Here is a 23,223-nt window from a genome sequence, read left to right on the forward strand (position 1 = left end):
AATAAACTAAGCAAGCGGTCGGATTTTAGCGAAATTTTGCAAAAATTTCAAAAAATCCGACCGCTTGTCTATGTTATGCTTTCGCTCTATAAGTTATTTCTTCGCTTTTAAATCTGCCACTTTTTGTGAACGGTAAATCGCATTAATGGCGTGAATTAAAGCTCGGGCTGAAGATTCCACAATATCGGTTGCCAAACCCACACCGTGGAATTTTCGACCTTCATATTCCACTACAATATCCACTTGCCCTAATGCTTCTGCTCCTTCGCCTTTCGCAGTCAGATTATAGTGCGACATTTTGAGCTCCATTCCTACAATGTTCATAATGGCATTGTAAGTTGCCTCAACCGGACCATTTCCCCCTTGAGAAGTCGCACTTTGACGAACGCCGTCTAATTCAACTTGTACGAAAGCAGATGCCGGTAAACCGCTGATAAGTTGGGTGGTGATCACATCTAACTTTAAGCGGTCTTCATCGCCTTGCTGCATATCAATGAAGGCAAGAGCTTCTAAGTCATAGTCAAACACTTGTCCTTTTTTATCAGCAAGTTGCAAGAAGGCTTCATAAAGTTTATCTAAATCGTAATCCGTTTCCGTATAACCCATATCAGCCATATGCCCTTTCACCGCTGCTCTACCTGAACGGGCAGTTAAATTCAGCTTCTCTTTTTTCAAGCCGATAGTTTCCGGTGACATAATTTCATAGGTATTTTTATTTTTCAGCATACCGTCTTGATGAATACCTGAAGAGTGAGCGAAGGCATTGCTACCGACAATCGCTTTGTTCGGCTGAATCGGCATATTGCAAAGCTGGCTCACCATTTGGCTGACACGATGAATCTCTTGGGTATTAATGCGGGTATCAACCCCCATAAATTCTTGGCGGGTCTTAATTGCCATTACCACTTCTTCAAGTGCGGTGTTACCGGCACGTTCGCCAATACCGTTGATAGTACACTCAATCTGTCTCGCTCCGTTTTGCACCGCTGTCAATGAGTTGGCGGTTGCCATACCTAAATCGTTATGGCAGTGAACAGAGACAATCGCTTTATCGATATTCGGAACACGGTTCATCACTTGGTGGATAATATTGCCGTATTCATTCGGTAAACAGAAACCGACTGTATCCGGAATATTCACTGTGGTTGCACCGGCATTAATGGCAGCTTCGACAATGCGGCAGATGTTATCAATTCCAGTACGCCCAGCATCTTCACAGGAAAACTCAACATCATCAGTATAATTTCTGGCACGTTTTACCGCTGCAACCGCCATTTCGACTACATCATCAAATGAACGCTTTAATTTAGCTTCAACGTGTAATGCCGAGCTAGCAATAAAGGTATGAATACGGAATGCTTCTGCTACTTTTAAGGCTTCATAAGCTGCATCAATATCTTTTGCGACCGCTCGGGAAAGTGCCGCCACACGGCTGTTTTTAATATGACGGGCAATGGTTTGTACCGATTCAAAATCACCCGCTGATGAAACCGGAAAGCCGACTTCCATAACATCAACCCCTAAACGCTCTAAAGCAAGGGCAATTTGTAATTTTTCTTTTACAGTTAAACTTGCTTTTAATGATTGTTCGCCATCACGTAAAGTCGTATCAAAAATAATAATGTTATTGTTGCTCATAGAAGCCTCTTTTTAGTTTTTTATTTGATAAAAAAAGCCCGCATTTTAAGGTGCGGGCAAGAATGTGGATAGTCCATTTACTTTTTCCAACCAATCTTTATCCTCGCACAGAATGCGATAACAGAGATAATCGGAGTAAGGTAAATTTTTCCATGTTGTGTTATGTGTTTATGTTTGCATTGTTATTCGGTAGTTGAAGCTTATATTATCCTTATCCAAATCAATGTCAATAGCATTTTTCTCTTTACGCAACCGTTTACCCGCCCATTAATTCAAGTCATACCAGATTATTATATTGAATATAACCCACTTATCAGTTAAAAACACTAATTCATTTAAACAAAATAATACAAAGAATTAATTTTAATCATAAAACAGATATTTAGAATTTAATGATATTTTTGTAAAAAAATTTAAAAAAATTTGTTTTCTTTGAAGTTTCAGATCAAATTTGGTAGCCTTTGGTATTATTTTATTGTTAGGAATAGATTATGACTCTCCCATTTCGTGCAGTTATTTCCGATCTTGATGGCACACTATTAAATGCCAATCATAAAATTGGTGATTTCACTATTGATACATTAGAACAACTATCAAAAAAAGGTGTTGATATTTTTTTCGCCACCGGTCGCAATCATCCAGATGTGTCCCAGATTATTGGGAAAGTAAACGTTAAAAATGCAATGTTAGTCACTTCAAACGGAGCAAGAGCCAACAATTTAGAGGGTAAAAAAATTCTCAACCATTATTTACCGGAAGATCTTGCCTTTGAATTAATGAACATTGAATTTGACGATCAAAATGTTTGCCTAAATAGTTATCAAGGTGATGAATGGTTTATCAATAAAGAGGTTGCAGAGCTGAAAAAATTCCATCAAGATTCAGGGTTTAGCTATCAAGTAGTGAATTTTGCTCATCATCACGGTCGAAATACCGAGAAAGTGTTTTTTATCGGCAAAACTGCTGAAGCTTTAGTACAGATTGAACATTATATTCGGGATACCTATGGCGACCGTGTGCAAATGACCTACTCTGCCCTACTTTGCCTTGAAGTGATGGCAAAAGGAGTGTGCAAAGCCAATGCTCTCGCCGAATTGGTCAAATTACGGGGCTACACCTTAGCCGATTGTATCGCCTTTGGTGACGGTATGAATGATGTTGAAATGCTGAGTTTAACCGGAAAAGGGTGCTTAATGGGCAATGCAGACCCTCGTTTAAAAGCCGTATTGCCGAATAATGAAGTGATTGGTTTTAACAAAGATGAAGCGGTAGCAAGCTATCTTCGAGCCACATTTGGCATTGTTTAGTTGAGAGCAACTTTTTTGCAAATTTTTGTCTAAATTTGACCGCTTGTATATCATCAAGGAACAGTATGAAACGTAAAACATTAGCCACTCTTGTGCCAATTGCCGCTCTCGGCATAGGCGGCTATTTTTATTATCAGCAACAAACCAATAAACCGCAAATCCATTACATTACCCAAGCTGTCACACGGGCAGAAATTAACAAAAATGTGCTGGCAACCGGTTCGGTTCGAGCGAATAAACGCACCGAAGTGGGGGCTCAAGTTTCGGGCAAAATCCAAAAACTCTATGTCGAGCTCGGGCAATCGGTGAAGCAAGGAGATTTAATTGCAGATATTGATTCCAGCAACCAGAGCAACACCTTAAGCACCGCTCAAGCCCAGCTTTCTTCTTATAAAGCACAGCTCACCTCTGCACAGGTTGCACTTGAAGTAGCTCAATCGAACTACAACCGCTTAAATAAACTCTATCGGGCAAATAGTGCCTCTTTAAACGATCTTGAAACGGCTAAAAATACCTTAGCTTCAGCCAAAGCCACGGTGGATAACATTAAAGCACAATTAAAATCGGCTGAAATTTCGGTAAACGATGCTAAAACCAACTTAACTTATACGCAAATTATCTCGCCAATGGACGGCGTGATTGTGTCTGTACCAGTTTCTGTCGGGCAAACGGTCAATTCCAATCAAACTTCGCCAACTATTGTACAGGTAGCAGATTTATCTAAGATGCTGATTAAACTTGAAATTTCGGAGAGCGATATTGCACAGGTTAAAGTCGGGCAAAAAGTTAAGTTTTCCACCCTTGCTGAGCCAAATCGAGAATATAGTGCTACCATTGATTCAGTTGATCCGGCACTCACCACGCTGACCGATAATAACTACACCGAACAATCGGGTAATACCGAAGCGGTTTATTACTACGCTAATGTTTCCGTTGATAATGCCGATAACAGTTTACGCATCGGAATGACTACTCAAGCCCAAATTACTATTGATAAACGGGAACAAGTTTTAGTTGTACCCACCAGCGTAATCAAAAAACGTGGCAAAGAGAATTATGTATTGGTACTAGAAAACGGAAAATCGGTTGAAAAAGCAATCCAAATTGGCATTGCAGATGCGCAAAATACTGAGGTGTTGACAGGCTTGAGCGAGGGCGAGAAAGTGATTGTTACCCAAAGAGCAGACGGAGAGAACGTAAGTACCACACGAGGCCCAAGAATTCTCTAAGTCCCCGCCAAATCACAAGCGGTTAAATTTCCTTCACATTTTGCAAAAAACCAGAAAAATTTAACCACTTGTCTATTCTTTATTAAAACGTCTGTTTAAAACAAATCTTTATTTCTCATTATCGTTTTTCATTTTAGCGAAGATCATCGCCAAAATCGGGCCTGAAATATTGTGCCAGAAGCTAAATACCGCACTCGGCACCGCAATGACCGGATTTGCTTTAAAGTGTAATGCGGCAAGTGCTGCCCCTAATCCTGAGTTTTGCATCCCCACTTCAATCGCTACCGCTTTGCTGTCTGCCATCGGTAATTTTAATAAACGGCTCGCCAAATAACCGATCAAATAACCTAAACCGTTGTGTAGAGCCACCACCGCAAAAATTAATAAGCCAGATTCAAGAATGCGATCACGGCTGACCGAAACTACTGCCGTTACAATTAATACGATGGCAATTACTGAAATCAATGGCATTGTTTGGCTAAATTGCTCTACTTTTTGTTTGAAAATAGTACGAATCACCACCCCTACAAAAATTGGTAATAACACCATTTGCAATACCGAAATAAACATTGCAGAGGCATTAATTTCTAACCATTGGCTGGCAAATAAATAGAAAATTGCCGGCGTTAACACTGGAGCAAGTAAAGTTGAAATAGTGGTACAAGCTACCGATAACGCAGTGTTACCACGAGCTAAATAGGTCATCACATTTGAAGAAGTACCGCCCGGGCAGCAACCGACTAAAATCACGCCAATGGCTAAATCTGCGGGTAGGTTAAACGCTTTTGCCAATCCATAAGCTACACTCGGCATCACCACGAATTGAGCGATGACTCCGATAATGACCGATTTCGGATTTTTCGTCACCTCGGCAAAATCTTTGAAAGTTAAGGTTAAGCCCATTCCCAACATCACAATCCCTAACAGGTAAGGAATCCAAGGCACGAATTGCTTGAAGGTTTCCGGAAATTGTGCTGCGATGAAAGCAAAAACCACCACCCAAATAGCGAACGTTTTGCTGATAAATTGTATAAATTTTAATAATGTTTGCATATAGCCTCTGTGTAATTGTTATAAAAAGGTTAATAGGCTACCTTAGTTTGCCTTAAAAGTGAATAGGAGCAATAAACTATTAGCCATAAGCAACTCTTTTTAGGTATAATCACTCTGTTTATCAACAATAAAACTAAGGATATACGTATGAAAAACATCAAACTTTCTGCTATGAGCCTCACAGCTTTATTTGTATTAACTGCTTGTTCACACACGCATAAAAACAGCGATGAGCATCATCAAATGGTGTTACAAGAGCAAGCCACATTAGGGGTAAACTGGATGCAACAATCCGGCGAATATCAAGCTCTTGCCCACCAAGCATTCAATGCAGCTAAAGTAGCGTTCGACCAAGCCAAAGTGAAAAAAGGCAAGAAAAAAGCCGTAGTGGTGGATTTAGATGAAACTATGGTGGACAACAGCCCTTATGCAGGCTGGCAGGTAAAAAACCACAAGCCGTTTGACGGCGAAAGCTGGACTCGCTGGGTAAATGCCCGCCAAACCGGTGCGATTGCAGGAGCGGTGGAATTTAACAACTACGTTAATAGCCACAAAGGGACTATGTTCTACGTTTCAAACCGTAAAGACAGCAGTGAAAAAGCCGGTACTATTGATGATATGAACAAATTAGGCTTTAGCGGCGTGAGCGAACAAACGCTCTTGTTGAAAAAAGACAAATCGAATAAAACCCCTCGCTTTGAAGAAATCGAAAAACAAGGCTATGAAATCGTGCTCTATATTGGCGACAACTTAAACGATTTCGGCGATGCGACTTACCGCAAATCAAACGCGGAACGCCGTGCATTCGTCGCCGAAAACAGCCAACAATTCGGTAAAAAATTCATTATGTTACCGAACCCGAACTATGGCGACTGGGAAGGCGGTTTAGATAAAGATTACTACAAAGGCAATGCTGAAAGCCGTGTTAAAATCCGCCACAATGCAATTAAAGCTTGGGACGGCAAATAATCCGCCCTTAATCAGGTTGTAAAAACGCGAAACAATGACCGCTTGTCAAGGCTATGCTCTGCAAGCGGTCATTTTTGTATAAAACTTTGCAAAAGTTTGTTAGGATAAAGCAAAATCCATTTTCTAAGGAAACCGATAATGACAGCAATGAAAATTTCACTTTCTACTCAAAACGCCCCTGAAATTTGGGGTAAAAATGCTATTCTTTCCGCAAATGATGCGGGGTTTACCGTACATAATCCGAACAACGATTTAGCCACTATTCAAAAAGCCGCCCGCAAAATTAAAAATCAAGGTATTTCAACCGTGGAGCTGACCGGCGATAGTTGGGATTTAGAATCCTGCTGGGCGTTTCATCAAGGATTTCATTCGGTAAAAAATCAAGGCTCGGTACAATACCCAGACTTAGACGAACAGCAAGCCGAATTTGATAACCGTGTAAAATGTGCCACTTTCGTGCGTGAATTAATTAATAAGCCATCAGATAAATTAACCCCTGAAAAATTAGCCGAACAAGCGGTCGAGTTTATCCAAAAAATGGCAAAACCGAATACGGTTTCTTACCAGATCATTCGTGGCGAAGCATTACAAGAACAAGGCTATCACGGCATTTGGACAGTTGGAAAAGGCTCTGCCAATCCGCCTGCATTCTTAGTATTAGACTTCAACCCAACCAACGATGAAAACGCACAGGTACTGGCTTGCTTGGTCGGCAAAGGCATTACCTTTGACACCGGCGGTTATAGTCTAAAACCAAGCGATAGTATGAGCACAATGCGAACCGATATGGGCGGAGCGGCACTTTTAACCGGCTCACTCGCTTTTGCCATTGCTCGAGGCTTGAATAAACGAGTGAAACTCTACCTCTGCTGTGCAGAAAATATGGTCAGCCACAATGCGTTCAAATTAGGCGATATTATCACTTACCGCAATGGCGTAACTGTTGAAGTATTAAACACCGATGCCGAAGGGCGTTTAGTGCTTGCAGATGGCTTAATTGATGCGTGCAAGCAAAATCCACAATTTATTATTGATGCTGCAACCCTCACAGGAGCAGCAAAAGTCGCAGTCGGCAATGACTACCACTCGGTGCTTTCAATGGACGACAACCTAACCGAAGCACTATTTAAGTCTGCCAAAACGGAAAATGAACCGTTCTGGCGTTTACCGTTTGAAGAATTTCACCGTGGGCAAATTGCTTCTTCCTTTGCAGACATCGCCAATATCGGCTCTGTGCCGGTGGGGGCTGGGGCAAGTACCGCCACCGCATTTTTATCTTACTTTGTAGAAAACTACCAGCAAAACTGGCTACATATTGACGCCTCTGCCACATTCCGCAAAACGGCGAGCGATTTATGGGCGGCAGGAGCAACCGGACTGGGAATAAGAACAGTAGCGAATTTATTGCTTTCAAAATAGAAACTTCGTAGGGGCAAATCACTATTTGCTCCATAAACAATTAAATAACTATGGCTAAATCAAATTACATTACCCGTTCAGGCTGGCAAGCCTTAGATCAGGAATTAAAATTTCTATGGCGGGAAGAACGCCCGAAAGTAACCCAAGCGGTGTCTGATGCTGCCGCATTGGGTGATCGAAGTGAAAATGCCGAATATATTTACGGTAAACGCCGTTTGAGGGAAATCGACCGCCGTGTGCGTTTTTTATCTAAACGGCTAGAGGTACTGCAAATTGTTGATTATCACCCTAAACAAGAAGGCAAAGTCTTTTTCGGTGCTTGGGTGGAATTGGAAAATGAAGAGGGCGAGGCAAAACAGTACCGTATTGTTGGTTGCGATGAGTTCGACCCGGCAAAAAACTGGATTTCGATTGACTCTCCTGTCGCCCGAGCCTTAATCGGCAAACAGGTTGATGATGAAATTCGGGTAGAAACGCCGCTTGGCAAAGTGTTGCTTTATATCAATAAGATTTGGTATGAGCAAGCGAGTTAATTACCCATAAAGGGGCGAAAAATTTTTCGCCCCTACACATATTTACCCAAACAACCGATCCATTTCTTCAATCAACTGCTTAGCCAGCTTATCAAAATAAACGCCGTTATCGTTCTCGCCGTTCATTGCCCGTAAGAACAAGTAAGCCACGCCGCCGAAGTCTCGTTCATAATCGTATTTATCCCCCAAACGGGCAGTTAAATAGCGGTGTAGGGCAAGAGTGTAAAGCAGATATTGCAAATCATAGCGTTGTCTGCCCATTTCCCGTTGAATATGTTCTTTCGTATAATTTTGTGGCAGATAGCCTAAGAAATTCGATTTATAGTCGATTAAATAGAATTTCCCCTCCATTTGCACGATGCAATCGACAAAGCCTCGCACAAAACCTTCTAATTGCGGTAATTGCAATTCAGGTACGGTTTTCGCTAACGGGCTATGTTGCTTTAATAACGCATTTAATTGGTGTAAAGCTTTATCATTTTTTAAGCATAAATAGAATTGCCATTCGTTTAATCGTTTGGTTTCATCAATCGCTTTTAAGCAGAAATTTGCCTCTGCCAAAGTGGTGGTTAGAATACGTTCAAACCATAATGCGGTTGGTTCAATCCATTCCTCGCTTAGCCCTAATTGCTCGCATACTTTAGCAACAGCCTCCCTATCAATTTGTTCGTTAAATCGGCAATGCTCAAAGAAGTGATGTAACACCGTGCCTACTTTAATGCCGTGTGGGAATTGAAATGGCGAAAAAGCGGCAGTTTCACTTGAATAATCCGCCTCAATGCTTTCAATATGCACATCTCGATCTTGGGCTAAATCCATCACCTTTTCTGCTTTCCGTTCATTAAAACGTTCGTGTTGGGCATAAAGTGAAGTAAAGCTGGTAATTTGCCCAACGACTCGAATATTGCCACTAAAGGTTTTTGCTTGGTAATCGTCTGAAGATGGCTCCCCTTCCCACATAGAGAAAGGCAACTCCCCTGCTACTTCAACCAAATTAGCAACAATCCGTTTTTGGTTAAAATAATCTGAAACAGGCACTTTTCCTGTAGGTATTTCCCCGTCTGCCAATAAGTAATGGAGTGGAGACCAGCCGGAAATCTCTTTCGGCAACACTAAGTTAAGCTGAGATTCCGCACGGGTTAATGCCACATACAGCAAGCGTAAGTCTTCCGCATAAGCCTCATTCTGTAACGAAAGAGTTGCCTCTTCTGAGCCTAAACACCAATCCAGCTCACCTTGCGAATTGCGATATAAACTTAATGCTGTCTGCGTGTCGCCCTCACTTTTTTGTGAAACAAAAGGTAGCCAAACAATTGGATATTGCAAGCCTTTCGAGCCGTGAATCGTCACAATTTTGATGAGCTCCTCTTCACTTTCTAGGCGAAGTTGTTGCTCATCATTAAAATCCGGCGAATTAACTTGCTTTTCATACCATCGCAACAGTTCAGCTTCAGACTCTAACGCTTGCGAGGTTTCCTGCAAAATTTCGGTTAAATGCAATAAATCCGTAATCAAGCGATCCGCATTTTCCAAACCTTTCAAACGTTCGATAATGCCTTGCTCTAAGTATATTTTATGCAACATCGGCAGAACGCCCTGCTCTTTCCAAATGTTGCTATATTCCACAAACTGATTGACTTTCAGATCCCAAAGTTGCTCATTTTCCTTATAGCGGTGGATCTCTGCCGCCGTTAAGCCCCACAAGGTTGAGCCTAACGCCGATAATAACGCCTTGTAATGATACGGATTCAGTGCAGCTTGCAATAACCAACACAGTTCTGTCGCAATTTCGGAACCAAATACAGAAGCTGATTCAGCTAAATAAACTGATTTAATATTGCGTTTTGCCAACGCCTTTTTGATTCGCTTAGCTTGTGAACCTTTTCGGACTAAAATCGCAATATCTTTTGCAGCAAAGGATTGAAATTCGCCGTTTTTTTCAACCCCGAATTTGCCTTTCTCCATTGCCTCAAGTTGTTGATGAATTTGATACGCACAAATTTCAGCCAAATCATCTAATTTACTGTTTTCCGTGATGTAGCCTACAAAATGCCCTTGCTCGCTAACTAAATTGCCTTTTCGGCTATCTGCCTCCACAGGGTGAAAGCCAATATCTTCATAAAGAAACGGCGAGTTATCATTTGCAAAAGAAAACAAATTATTGACCGCTTGCACCACTTCAGGCAAGGAACGCCAGTTTTTGCCCAATGTGAATTGTTCATCAGCCTGCTTTGCTGCTCGCAAATACGTGAAAATATCCGCTCCACGGAATTTATAGATCGACTGTTTCGGGTCACCAATCATAATAAAGCCGCTCTCTGCATTCTCCGCCATAAAAATTTGGCTGAAAATTTCATATTGAGTTAAGTCGGTGTCTTGGAACTCATCGATCATCGCAAAAGGATACATCGCCCGAATTTTCTGAGCTAAGGCTTCGCCCGTGTGTGGATTTTTCAACGCTTGGTTCAGCATTGTAAGTAAATCATCAAAACTACGTTGTGGGTGCGATTGTTTGTACTCAGCCAATTTTGCTTTGAGAGCAATTAAAAATTGATACTGCAACATCGCTGACAAGCTGTTTTCAAAACGTTCCTTGTAAGCGGTCAAAAAAGCCTGATTTTTTGCAAGATGAGGGGAATCTATCGGCTCACAGCTCTTTTTCGTGCCAGCCGCAATTTTCTCTGTAGTGAATAAATAAAGCTCTGCTGGGAAATGGTTATGTTGCGAATTAGCCCACTGGTTCATCACTTCCACACCGGCTTCAAAAGTGGTCGCTCGATACCAACCTCCGTGTAGCGTAATTTTATGCTTTAAATCGTGGCGGATAGTTTCAACCAGTTCATCTGAATGCGTTTTCCAATAGGATTTCACCTCATTAATAAACTGCTGATATTGAGCCAAATGCTCGGCAATATCTTGATTTAAAGAGGCATTTGGTTCAGGTAATTCAGTAGATAAATAACGCCTTACCGCATTGAGGGCATATTCCGGCGTACCAAGTTGTTCGGCAACCGCATAAGTGATGGCTAAATCTTGCGGATAGAATTGCTCTCGCCAGACTTCTTCACTTAATTTTTTAAGTAGATCACTTTGGTTTGGCTGTAAATCCAAGTCAAACCGCACGCCCGACTCAAACGCAAACTGAACCAGCATTTTTTGACAAAAGCCGTGAATGGTAAACACGCTGGCGGTGTCCATTTCCCGTTCGGCAATGCTTAAACGTAACAATGCTTCGTGAATATTCGGAATGAGCGGATAAATCTGTGCCAAAAAATCCAGATTGTTTCGATAGGATTTTGTACTTTCCACTTCCAAACCATCGGCTTGATCTTTTAAAAAGTCGGCACATTGCTGAATATTTTTACGGATACGGTTTTTCAACTCTTCGGTTGCGGCTTTGGTAAAAGTTACCACCAAAATTTGTTCTACCGTTAATGGGGAGCAACCAATTCCGAGCAATAAACGCAAATAGAGGTTGGCGATGGTGAACGTTTTCCCCGTACCGGCGGAAGCCTCGATTAGCACCGATTTATTCAACGGTAAGTCGATAGGATTTAGATTTTTCATCAGCAAAGTTATCTTCTAAAAGTGAAAATCTCTGCTATGTTCCATAGCAGAGAATCTGTTATTTAATCCGTTCTAATTTTGCAATTAATTGTGCTTTTGGCACCGCTTGTATTTTTCGCATTTGCCATAATAACAAGCCACCAGCCAAACTTAAGCCGATACAAAAGACTAACCAAAAACCTTGAGCAGCCATTGGTTGTACAATCCAATCGGTTCTTGCCAAAATGTAGCCCAGCGGCATACTCACCCCCCAATAACAAAACAGAGTAACGTATAAAATCGGTTGGGTATGTTTATAGCCACGTAAAATCCCGTTTGCTACCGCTTGAATGGCATCCGGTATTTGATAAACCGCCGCAAAAATCAATAAATGAGCGGTAATCGCAATCGAAATCGGGTTGTTGGTAAACGCAAAAGGGATAACATTTTTCAACAAAATAATAATGATGGCGGCAATAATAGCTAAAGCGGTTGCGGTAATCAGTGCGTGGTAACTTAAGATTTTCGCCCCCTCCACATTTTGCTGCCCAAGTGTTTGTCCGATCATAATGGTGGTTGCAATGCCAAACGACATCGGAATCATAAAAAACAGCGAGCTGGTTTGCAATGCAGCTTGGTGGCTAGCCACCACCTGTGAACCAAGTGGTGACAGAAACAGCGATGAGGTAGAAAACAGCATTACTTCGGTAAAAATCGCAAAGGCAATCGGCAGCCCTAATTTGCAAAGTTTTAGCAAAATTTGACCGCTTGGGGCATCAATCCATTTCTCAAACAAACGAATATCTTTTTGGGCGGAATTGGTGTAGCAATAATGCAACAACATAAAAAACATAATCCAGTTCACAATTGCGGTTGCTACACCACAGCCTACCGCTCCCATTTCAGGCAAGCCAAATTTGCCGAAAATGAAAATATAGTTTAGCGGAATGTTCAGCAATAAACCGAAAAAGGTAATCCGCATCGCAGGTTTAGGGTTGGATAAGCCGTCATTCATACAACGTAAACTCACCGCCAGCAAAGCAGGAATAAGCCCAATTGCCATTACTGCTAAATATTGTTGCGATTTGATTGAAAATTCAGCCGGTGTTTGCATTAAATCTAAAATCAGATGGCTGTTTAGGAAAATTGCCATTAATGGAATAGACATTGCAAACACAATCCAATAGCCCTGCCTTACTTGGTTAGCAATTAAATGGCGATTGCTCGAGCCGTTTAAGTAAGAAACGGTTGGGGTAATTGCATTCAGCAACCCTAACACAAACAGAAAGAGCGGAAAGTAAATCGAATTACTTACCGCAATCGCCGAGACATCATCATCACTTACCAAGCCAGCCATTACAATATCCGCCAGCCCCATTCCGGAAGCTGAAAGCTGGGAAATAAAAATGGGTAGGGATAGTTTAAATAGTTTGCGGGCATTTTCAGGATATTCTTGCCATCTTAAGTTCATGGTTTAATCTCTCAAAATCTAAGTATGTTTTTATGATTGTACCTTAGAAAGCGGTCGTTTTTGCCAAATTTTTTGCAACTCAAAAGAGAAAGCCTCTAAAGATTGCTCCCTAGAGGCTTCAGAATTAATCAGCTATTATTTTTATTTTGCTGCTTTTAACTCTTGGTAGTATTTTTCGTAAAGCTCAATTGCATCACCAACATCATCTTGCCATTGAGATTTTTGTAAAACCTCTGCAGATGGGTAAATTGCTGTATCTTCAGTAATTTCTTTCGGTAATACTTTTAATGCTTCTACGTTTGAAGTTGGGTAACCAATCGCTAACGTTAATTTTTCAGCTACTTTTGCACTTAATAAGTAGTTGATTAATTTATGTGCATTTTCTTTGTTTTTCGCATTTGCCGGAATGGCTAAAGTATCGACCCAAAGCACAGGACCTTCTTTCGGGAATACCATATCAACCGGTGCGTTTTCTTTCTTCGCAATACGTACAGAACCGTTCCATAACTGACCTACAGAAACCTCACCAGCAATAAATGAGTTTGCCGGGTTATCAGAGGTAAATGAAAGCACATTTGGACGTAATTTTTTCAACTCTTCAAAGGCTTCTTTGATTTCATCCGGATTAGTTGTATTTGGATTTTTACCTAATTTTAATAACGCAATGTTGAATACTTCACGAGCATCATCTAATAATTGTACTTTACCTGCAAATTCAGGTTTCCACAAATCACCCCAAGAAGTGAATGTTTCACCTTTGTAATCTGCCGTATTAAATGCAATACCCGGTGCACCTAATAATTGAGGTAATGAATATTTGTTGCCTTGATCGTAAGGTTTATTTAACCAATCTTGGTTTAATTCTTTAATAACCGGAAGTTGTGCGTGATCTAATTCCGCTAACATTCCTTCTTTCGCCATTTTAGATACAAAGTAGTTTGATGGAGCAATTACATCATAACCGCCATCTTTGCCTTGTAATTTTAATTTAGCGTACATTGTTTCGTTAGATTCAAGACTTGAAACTTCAACTTTAATGCCGGTTTCTTTCGTAAATTCATCTAACAAACCTTCAGGCACATATTCAGTCCAAGTATAAAGGTGAACTGTTTGATTTGTTGCTTGAGGTTTCGCTTCAGCCGCAGTTGCTTTTGGCTCTGCCGCTTTTTCTTCATTACACGCTGTTAATGCAACTGTTGCTAAACCTGCTGCAAATAAACCCGCTAATTTTTTCATTTAAGTTTTCTCCGTTAAAGAAAAGTGATTAAAAAATATAGCCTTGCCTAAGGGCAGAAAAGACTAGGGCATTTTAAGCCCCCCCCCGTATTTTGCAAGCCTTTTCTGATTAAAAAGTGAATTATTTTCGCAAAAAGAAAGAGATATGCTTGAAATCCCTTAATTTATCGCTATATTAAGGAAGATTTACATTTCCAGATTAATCTTTTAAAGGATAAAAAATGACCACTCAAAATGAACACTTACAAGAAGAAGTAAAACAAGAAGAAATTCAACCTGAAGTTGTAACTGAAGAAACTCAAGCGGAAGAACAAAATACACCTCAAGAAGAACCGTTAGCTCTCGCTCAAGCTCGAATTGCCGAGTTAGAAGCCTATATTGCAGAAGCCGACAAACGTGAGCAAGATATTCAACTACGAGCTCAAGCGGAAATTCAAAATATCCGCCGCCGTGCAGAGCAAGATGTTGAAAAAGCTCACAAATTCGCTTTAGAAAAATTCTCTAAGGAATTATTAACTGTAGTTGATAACCTTGAGCGTGGTTTAGATGCCCTTGATAAAGCCGTAACCGATGAAACCACTCAAGCATTGGTTGACGGTGTTGAAATGACCCATAAAGAATTCATCAATACGCTGGCTAAATTTGGTGTGGTGGCAATTGGCGAAGTGGGCGAGGCATTTAACCCTGAATTGCACGAAGCTATTTCAATGCAACCTGCCGAAGGAATTGAAGCGAACCATATCAGCAGCGTTCTACAAAAAGGCTACACGCTTCACGGACGAGTGATTCGCCCTGCTATGGTGATGGTGGCAAACTAAATTGTAAATTTTCGACGAAGATTGCAAAATCAGCCAAAACTTGCTCTTGTGGTTGTGCTAAATTAAATGCACTTCAACTGCAACAGGAGCTACAAAATGGAAGCAACAATGAGCTTAAAATTTGATAAATTACGCTTTGTGAAAAAGCTACAAGAAGCCAATCAATCGCCTGAGATTGCCGAAGCTTTTGCAGACGCATTAGATGATGCGTTAGAACAGAGCCAATCAGCATTAGCAACCAAGCAAGATCTCAAAGAACTAAAAGCAGAAATTCGAACCGAAATTTCTCAACTTGAAGTGAGATTAACCTCGTCAATGTATAAAATGGCAGGATTTATTTTAGCTGGTGTGGGAGTGCTTATGGGGCTGATGAAATTTATCAACTAACACTCATTTCCTTTAATCTACCCTTACCTTTGAGGTAAGGGTTTTTACATTTTTAAATCGCTATGACATTACAATTTAATTCTGTTGCCCTACTTTTAGTGGTATTAATTGTACTTGGTTTAATCAGCCAAAACAGTGCCGTAACTATTTCAGCAGCGGTGTTGCTGATTATGCAACAAACCTTACTTTCTAAATTTATTCCTTTTGTCGATCAATACGGCTTAAAAATCGGGATTATCATTTTAACCATCGGCGTACTTAGTCCATTGGTTTCAGGGCGAATTACGCTCCCCGAACTTGCCCAACTGCTGAACTGGAAAATGGCACTCTCAATAATTGCCGGCGTGCTGGTAGCGTGGCTAGGTGGCAGAGGCGTGAATTTAATGGGCAACCAACCGGTGCTGGTGACTGGGCTTTTAATCGGCACGGTGATCGGTGTGGCGTTCTTAAAAGGTGTACCGGTCGGACCGTTGATTGCGGCAGGGATTTTGTCGTTGGTATTAGGGAAATCGTGATGACAGATAAATTGCAAAAAAATCATAAAAAACCACCGCTTGTGAAACTGGAAAACATCACTACCGCCGATTTCCGCCGTCTATTAGCTCGCTTAAAAGGAGCGGAAAACATAAAAAATGAAGAGAACAAGCGGTCGGTTTTAGCAGAAATTTCGCAAGATCTCACCGCTTGTCAGGCACGTTTTTTCGCACGAACTCAGCACGCCCAAAACCTGAAAATTGACTACCCTGATCTGCCTGTTTCCGCTCGCCGTGAGGAAATTTTAAAACTGATTAGCGAAAATCAGGTGGTGGTGATCGCAGGAGAAACCGGTTCGGGCAAAACCACCCAATTACCGAAAATGTGCTTGGAACTTGGGCGTGGGGTAAAAGGCTTGATAGGGCATACCCAGCCCCGCCGAATTGCCGCACGTTCGGTTGCCACTCGCATTGCCGAAGAGCTGAAATCAGAATTGGGTGAGACGGTCGGTTACAAAGTCCGCTTTAATGACCAAGTTAGCGAAAACAGCCTTGTCAAACTAATGACAGACGGTATTCTGCTGGCGGAAATCCAACACGACCGCTATTTAAATCAGTACGACACGCTGATTATTGACGAAGCCCACGAGCGTTCATTGAACAACGATTTTATTTTGGGTTATCTGAAACAAATTCTGCATAAACGCCCCGATCTGAAAGTGATCATCACCTCGGCAACCATTGATGTAGAAAGATTCTCCAAACATTTCAACAACGCCCCGATTATTGAAGTCTCTGGGCGGACGTTCCCTGTGGAAGTGCGTTATCGCCCGATTGTTGAGGAAGAAGATCAAGATCAGCTACAAGGTATTCTGAATGCGGTGGACGAACTGCAAGCCGAAGGGCGTGGCGATATTCTGATTTTTATGAACGGTGAACGGGAAATTCGTGACACTGCCGAAGCCTTGCAAAAGCAGGAACTGCGACATAGCGAAATTTTACCGCTTTACGCCCGCTTGTCGGCTGCCGAACAGCAACGGATTTTCCAGCCAAGCGGTGGGCTAAACCGCATTATTCTGGCGACCAACGTGGCGGAAACCTCACTCACTATTCCGAATATTAAATATGTGATCGATACCGGCACGGCTCGTATTTCTCGTTATAGCTACCGCACCAAAGTGCAACGCCTGCCGATTGAGCCGATTTCACAAGCCTCCGCCAATCAGCGTAAAGGGCGTTGTGGGCGAACCTCGGAAGGGATCTGTATCCGCCTCTATTCGGAAGAAGATTTCAATAGCCGTCCGCAATTTACCGATCCGGAAATTCTGCGAACTAACCTTGCCGCCGTTATTTTACAAATGACTTCGCTTGGATTGAGCGATATTGCCAATTTCCCGTTTGTTGATGCTCCGGATAGCCGACAAATTCAGGACGGGATTCGGTTGTTGGAAGAATTACAAGCGATTCGATTACGCAAAGAGAGTGAAAGCGTCCACGCTGGTGCTACAAAAGAGGCTCGCACCAACAAATCAAATTGGATTTTAACCCCAATCGGTCGCCAACTCGCCCAACTGCCGGTCGATCCTCGCTTAGGTAGAATGGTGATCGAGGCGGCGAAAAACGGCTCGTTGCACGAAGTAATGATGATTGTCTCAGCACTCTCAATCCAAGACCCTCGTGAGCGTCCGCAGGAGAAACAGCAGTCGGCGGACGACAAACACCGCCGTTTTGCCGATAAAGAGAGCGATTTCTTAGCCTTTGTAAATTTGTGGCACTTTATCCAAGCCCAACAAAAAGAACTGTCGAAAAACCAGTTCCGTAACCTCTGCCGTAAGGATTATTTGAACTACAACCGTGTGCGGGAGTGGCAGGATATCTATCACCAGCTCCGCCTTGCAGTGAGAGAAATGGGCTTAAAAATTAACAGTGAGCCGGCAAGTTATCAGCCGATTCACACCGCCCTTCTCACCGGTTTGTTGTCGCATATCGGCTTGAAAGATAATGAAAAAATGCACTATTTGGGGGCGAGAAATGCCCACTTTTTCATTTTCCCGAACTCGGCACTTTTCAAAAAACAGCCAAAATGGGTAATGGCGGCAGAGCTGGTGGAAACCACCAAACTTTGGGGGCGAATGGTCGCTCGTATTGAGCCGGAATGGGTGGAGCCGTTGGCGGTACACCTCACTAAATCCAGTTACAGCGAACCGCACTGGGCGAAGTCAAAAGGGGCGGTAATGGCATCGGAAAAAGTGTCGCTCTACGGCATTCCGATTGTGGCACAACGTCCGGTCAATTATGGCTCGATAGACCCAACCGTCAGCCGTGAGATTTTTATCCGCTCGGCGTTGGTGGAAGGCGAATGGCACAACAATTACAAATTTTTCAAAGAAAATCACCGCTTGATCCGTGAAGTCGAGGCATTGGAACATAAATCCCGCCGCCGTGATATTTTGGTGGACGAGCAGGTGCTGTTTGAGTTCTACGATCAACGAATTGGCACCGAAGTTGTGTCGAGCAAGCATTTTGATACTTGGTGGAAACAGGCAAGCAAGAAAGATCCTGAACTGCTGAACTTTGAAAAATCGTTCCTAATCAACGACAACGCCAACCTTGCCAGCGAGCTGGATTTCCCAAATTTCTGGCATCAAGGCGATTTAAAACTCAAACTAAGCTATCAGTTTGAGGTTGGAAAAGATCACGATGGCGTGACGGTGCATATTCCGCTGCCGCTGCTCAACCAAGTGGAACCCGAAGGTTTCGATTGGCAAATTCCGGGGCTACGCCACGAGTTGATTGTCTCGCTGATTAAGAGCTTACCGAAATCGCTACGGCGAAATTTTGTGCCGGCACCGAATTATGCGGATGCCTTTTTAGGGCGAGCCGAGCCGTTTAAAAAGCCGTTGCTGGACAGTCTAAGCCACGAACTACGCCGAATGACGGGGGTATTGGTCGAGCCTGAGCAGTGGGATTTAAGCCAACTGCCGCCACATTTGAGAATGACGTTCCGTGTGATTGACGATAAAGGCAAGAAACTGCAAGAGAGCGAAAACCTTGATGAGCTGAAATTTGCCTTGAAAGATGAGGTGCAGAACACCCTTTCCAACATTGCCGATAACGGCATTGAGCAAAGTGGCGTGCATATTTGGAATTTTGCCGAATTACCGCAGTTCTATGAGCAGAAAAAAGCCCATTTCAGCGTGAAAGCCTATCCTGCGATTGTCGATGAACAAACCGCTGTGGGGGTGAAACTGTTTGAAACCGAATTTGAACAAGCAAGAGCAATGCAAGCGGGACTTCGCCGTTTGCTGCTGCTGAATGTGCCGTCGCCGATTAAATATCTACACGAAAAACTGCCGAACAAAGCCAAGCTGGGCTTATATTTTGCCCCGTTCGGCAAAGTGTTAGAGCTGATTGACGACTGCATTGCCTGTGCGGTAGATAAACTGGTAGAAGAGTTTGGCGGCTTTGTCTGGACGGAGGAAAAATTCACCCAACTGCACGAATTTGTACGGGCAAATTTAAACGATAAAACCGTAGAAATTGCCAAACAGGTTGAAAAGTGCCTCACGCTGGCATACGAGCTAAACAAGCGGTTAAAAGGCAAGCTCTATTTTACGATGGCGTTTGCGTTAAGCGACATCAAAGCTCAAATCGAAGGGCTGATTTACCCCGATTTTGTCACCAAAACCGGCTATGCCCGCCTTGCAGATTTATATCGTTATTTAACCGCTATCGAACGCCGTTTGGATAAACTGTTGGTGGACAGCAACACCGACCGAGCCAAAATGCTACGGGTGGAAGCAGTGCAAGAAGCATATAAACAGCTCCTTGCCAAACTGCCAAAATCCAAAGCGGTGCCGGACGAAGTGCTGGAAATTCGCTATATGATCGAAGAACTGCGGGTCAGCCTGTTCGCTCAACAGCTTGGCACAAAATACCCGATTTCGGATAAGCGGATTTTGAATGTGATCAATGAAATAAAGTAATATTCCCTATACAACAAGCGGTCAGATAAGTAAAAAATTTTGCAACTCTGACCGCTTGTTTTCTCGAATACCTATTCCTCTCGCTTCAGAAGCAAACCTGCTACATTTTTTTGATTAAAAAAATCTCAAGATAAAAATTAGAAAACTAAATATATCAAAAAGTTTGATCTTTATCATTAACCAGATGATAATTATTTGTAATAAAAAATTAACTACGTAAAATAAGCTTATTTTTTGGAGGTAAAATCATGTATAAAATAAAGCACTCATTTAACAAAACACTTATTGCAATTAGCATTTCTAGTTTTTTATCTATTGCATACGCTACAGAATCAATAGAGAATCCACAACCTATCATTCAATTATCTGAGAGCCTCAGCTCAAAATATAGTGGCAAGGGTGTTAAACTAGGGGTAATGGATGAGGGCTTCATGGTTAAACACCCTCGCCATAGTTCACATCTTCATCCTCTTACTCACCAATTAACAACACCCGAAGGCGAAGTAAGAATCTACGATGCAAGTTATCCTCAATTCGAGGTAAAACCCGTAGAAAAAGAAGATGGAATTGATCTTATTCCTTCTCTTGAAACACACGGTGCAGGTGTAGCTGGTATTATTGCTGCTCAAGCAGATAAAACTCTTGGTGATGGCTATAGTGGTGGTATTGCAAAGGGAGCTGAGCTTTATGTTGCAACGAAGTCATATAAGCGAACTTTAGAAGAAGTTATTCAAGATGCTAAGAAAGAATTAGAAAATGCAAAAGACGAAGAGGATGAAAAAACGCCAAGTCTGGATCAGATGGCAAAGAATGACTTATTAGCAAGCAAAGAAAAAGAAATGGCAATTGAACGTGCTGAATGGGCATCCGGGCTGAATAAATTACTAGATAATAATGTTTTTGCAATCAATAATAGTTGGAATCCTTTTTCTATTAGCGATGACATCAATGTTGTAGATAAATTTTATCAATCTATCAAGCAAAATAAGCACAATCCGCTACTTCAAGCTATTATGAGAGCCAAAAATAGCAACACCTTATTAGTCTTTGCTGCTGGTAATGAGAGCAAGAAACAGCCAGGCGTAATGGCTCTTCTACCACGTTACTTTCCCGAGCTTGAGAAAAATTTAATTTCTGCCGTTGCGGTAGATAAAGAACAAAAAATTGCTCCATACTCTAACCACTGCGGAGCAAGTAAAAACTGGTGTGTAGCAGCACCGGGCGATTTACATGTTTTAATTGGCGTTGCTGATGAACATAAAAAACCACAATATGGCTTAACAAAAGAGCAAGGTACGTCATTTTCAGCACCTGCTATAACTGCTTCATTAGCAGTATTAAAAGAACGCTTTGATTATCTGACTGCGACTCAAATTCGCGATACTTTATTGACTACCGCCACTGATTTAGGTGAAAAAGGAGTCGATAATGTTTATGGCTGGGGTCTCATTAACCTGAAAAAAGCTGTTAATGGCCCAACTCAATTCTTAAATGATGAAACGATTACCGTAACTCGTGATGACCATTGGTCGAATCCACTCGCCAGCCAATTTAAAATTACAAAAAAAGGGGACAAATCACTGCATTTAGACGGCGAAAATCATTTAGCTACGGTAGCAGTTGAAGAAGGTAGATTGGCCTTAAACGGTAAAACTAAGGTGAAAACAATCAGTAACCATGCAACTTTAGCGGTAAATGAAACCGAAGTTGAGCAAAATTATTCTTCGTCTGAACAGAGCCAATTAGAAGTGTTAGGCAAATCTGGGCTAATTGCCAATGCTCAAGCCAATATACATTTAGCCGGCTCGTTAAAAATTGATGACAAATTAACAGAAAAAACCGAAGCAGGTGATGTTTCAGCGACCGTAGTACAGTTGAAAGATAAAGCGACTTATCAAGGCGGATTTACACAATTAGTCGAAAACGAGAATTTAGCCAAACGAGGGTTAATCCAAGATCTCTATTTCAAAGACAGCGGAATTATCGCAAAAGTGAATAAGCCTCTAGCTGATGAGAAAGCCGATACAAACGGGCAAGCCGGTTTAGCATTATTAAATGCGTTAAGAACTACACCTATTGCCTATCGCCGTAGTTGGTATAACGATTGGCTGCAATCTGCACTAGAACAACATAAATTAGATAATCTGCACTATGCTGTATCTAACAATATTTATGCAGATAGTCTCGAATTACTACGTAGCCAAAATGCCAAAGGCTTAACCCAAGCACAGCAACATTTGTTTACGGCATACTATACACCACTGCAAACAACTGTTTGGGCTGAACATTTGAATCAAAAACAATCAGCATCATCGAAGCATACCGATGTTAAACACCACCAATCACTATTGGGAGTAAGCCACAAACTGGCTGATAAAACGGTGCTTAGTGCAACACTTTCACAGCAAAAAAACCGCTTAGAAAAACCATTTGCACAAGCTACCTTAAAACAAACTGCATTAAATATTGGCTTACGTTATCATTTAAATGACGCTTGGTTCAGTGAAGCTACATTACAATTTGCTCGCCAGAAATATCAACAAAGCCGTCGATTTGCTAGCCATCAACTAGGTACTGCAGAAACCAGAGGTTCAACGCTCGGTGGTGAAATGCGGATCGGTTATCAATTTATGCCAAACCGATGGATAATTGAACCAAGCCTTGGCATACAATGGATTCAAACCAAAATGAATGGTTTAAATGAAAGTGGCGAACTTGCGACTCAAACGGTTGCAATGCGTTATCGTGATGTGAATATTGCTCCAAGCGTGAAATTACAGCGAACTTTCCAACTTGAGCAAGGCTCTATTTCCCCTTATATCGGGTTAAATTACTTGCACAGATTAAACGGAAAAACGACCAAAATTACCAGTAACATTGCAGGAAAAACACTGCATAGTGAAACAACGGTGAAACGTAATCGCCAATTAAATGGTGAAATCGGGGTGAACCTGCATTATAAAAACTGGTTTACTACGATGAATTTAGATTACAGCCGAGTAAAATCAGCAAATCTATTTGGTTGGAAAGTAAATGTTGGCTTTAGTTTCTAACTTATTATAATGGGATACAAGCGGTTAATTTAGGGTGAAAATTTGCAAATTTCCTTCTATTTTCAACCGCTTGCGAAAAAAACCTTGAACAACTGTTCAAGGTTT

15 protein-coding genes are annotated in these 23,223 nt (G+C 41.8%); 10 read left to right on the forward strand and 5 right to left on the reverse strand.

Annotated elements, in window-relative coordinates; all coding sequences use genetic code 11:
* Positions 1-93: 93 nt before the first annotated feature.
* Complete coding sequence (gene leuA, locus EL242_RS08775; RefSeq protein WP_006249367.1) at positions 94-1,638, reverse strand: 2-isopropylmalate synthase; 1,545 nt, start codon at positions 1,636-1,638, stop codon at positions 94-96.
* A 491-nt stretch (positions 1,639-2,129) separates the two neighbouring features.
* On the opposite strand from leuA, the gene EL242_RS08780 reads away from it, so the two are divergent.
* On the forward strand, positions 2,130-2,945 hold the full coding sequence (locus tag EL242_RS08780; protein WP_126302278.1) for a Cof-type HAD-IIB family hydrolase: 816 nt from the start codon (positions 2,130-2,132) through the stop codon (positions 2,943-2,945).
* Positions 2,946-3,010: 65 nt separating this feature from the next.
* Entirely contained in the window at positions 3,011-4,174 is a 1,164-nt protein-coding gene (locus EL242_RS08785) for an efflux RND transporter periplasmic adaptor subunit (protein WP_126302279.1), read from the forward strand.
* A gap of 108 nt (positions 4,175-4,282) precedes the next feature.
* Here EL242_RS08785 and EL242_RS08790 read toward each other — a convergent pair whose 3' ends face one another.
* Complete coding sequence (locus EL242_RS08790; RefSeq protein ID WP_126302280.1) at positions 4,283-5,227, reverse strand: bile acid:sodium symporter family protein; 945 nt, start codon at positions 5,225-5,227, stop codon at positions 4,283-4,285.
* Between the two features lie 147 nt (positions 5,228-5,374).
* Between EL242_RS08790 and EL242_RS08795 the strand changes: the two genes are divergently transcribed.
* The 3 genes from EL242_RS08795 (at position 5,375) to greB (ending at position 8,148) form a co-directional block, all read left to right on the forward strand.
* On the forward strand, positions 5,375-6,196 hold the full coding sequence (locus EL242_RS08795) for a 5'-nucleotidase, lipoprotein e(P4) family (RefSeq protein WP_126302281.1): 822 nt from the start codon (positions 5,375-5,377) through the stop codon (positions 6,194-6,196).
* 138 nt (positions 6,197-6,334) lie between these two features.
* The gene (gene pepB / locus EL242_RS08800) at positions 6,335-7,615 is read left to right on the forward strand and encodes an aminopeptidase PepB (protein ID WP_006249814.1); all 1,281 of its coding nucleotides are present in this window, start codon (positions 6,335-6,337) and stop codon (positions 7,613-7,615) included.
* A gap of 50 nt (positions 7,616-7,665) precedes the next feature.
* Positions 7,666-8,148, forward strand: a complete 483-nt coding sequence (greB, locus tag EL242_RS08805) for a transcription elongation factor GreB (protein ID WP_006249813.1) — start codon at positions 7,666-7,668, stop codon at positions 8,146-8,148.
* Between the two features lie 42 nt (positions 8,149-8,190).
* On the opposite strand, the gene recB is transcribed toward greB, so the two are convergent.
* The 3 genes from recB to EL242_RS08820 form a co-directional block, all read right to left on the reverse strand.
* Positions 8,191-11,715, reverse strand: coding sequence for an exodeoxyribonuclease V subunit beta (recB, locus tag EL242_RS08810; RefSeq protein WP_126302282.1), 3,525 nt, complete (start codon positions 11,713-11,715; stop codon positions 8,191-8,193).
* A gap of 58 nt (positions 11,716-11,773) precedes the next feature.
* Positions 11,774-13,165, reverse strand: a complete 1,392-nt coding sequence (locus tag EL242_RS08815; protein ID WP_126302283.1) for an MATE family efflux transporter — start codon at positions 13,163-13,165, stop codon at positions 11,774-11,776.
* 141 nt (positions 13,166-13,306) lie between these two features.
* A complete protein-coding gene (locus tag EL242_RS08820) occupies positions 13,307-14,401 on the reverse strand; it encodes an extracellular solute-binding protein (protein ID WP_006253149.1) in 1,095 nt (364 codons plus the stop codon).
* A gap of 221 nt (positions 14,402-14,622) precedes the next feature.
* On the opposite strand from EL242_RS08820, the gene grpE reads away from it, so the two are divergent.
* The 5 genes from grpE (at position 14,623) to EL242_RS08845 (ending at position 23,118) form a co-directional block, all read left to right on the forward strand.
* Positions 14,623-15,219, forward strand: coding sequence for a nucleotide exchange factor GrpE (gene grpE, locus EL242_RS08825; protein ID WP_126302284.1), 597 nt, complete (start codon positions 14,623-14,625; stop codon positions 15,217-15,219).
* A 96-nt stretch (positions 15,220-15,315) separates the two neighbouring features.
* Entirely contained in the window at positions 15,316-15,606 is a 291-nt protein-coding gene (locus tag EL242_RS08830) for a hypothetical protein (RefSeq protein WP_126302285.1), read from the forward strand.
* 62 nt (positions 15,607-15,668) lie between these two features.
* A complete protein-coding gene (locus tag EL242_RS08835; protein WP_126302286.1) occupies positions 15,669-16,121 on the forward strand; it encodes a DUF441 domain-containing protein in 453 nt (150 codons plus the stop codon).
* The gene (gene hrpA / locus EL242_RS08840) at positions 16,121-20,065 is read left to right on the forward strand and encodes an ATP-dependent RNA helicase HrpA (protein WP_126302287.1); all 3,945 of its coding nucleotides are present in this window, start codon (positions 16,121-16,123) and stop codon (positions 20,063-20,065) included. The genes EL242_RS08835 and hrpA overlap by 1 nt, the downstream gene beginning before the upstream one ends.
* 248 nt (positions 20,066-20,313) lie before the next feature.
* A complete protein-coding gene (locus EL242_RS08845; RefSeq protein WP_126302288.1) occupies positions 20,314-23,118 on the forward strand; it encodes a S8 family peptidase in 2,805 nt (934 codons plus the stop codon).
* Positions 23,119-23,223: the final 105 nt, after the last annotated feature.

It is taken from the genome of Mannheimia haemolytica (assembly GCA_900638155.1).
GTDB classification, from domain to species: Bacteria; Pseudomonadota; Gammaproteobacteria; order Enterobacterales; family Pasteurellaceae; genus Mannheimia; species Mannheimia glucosida.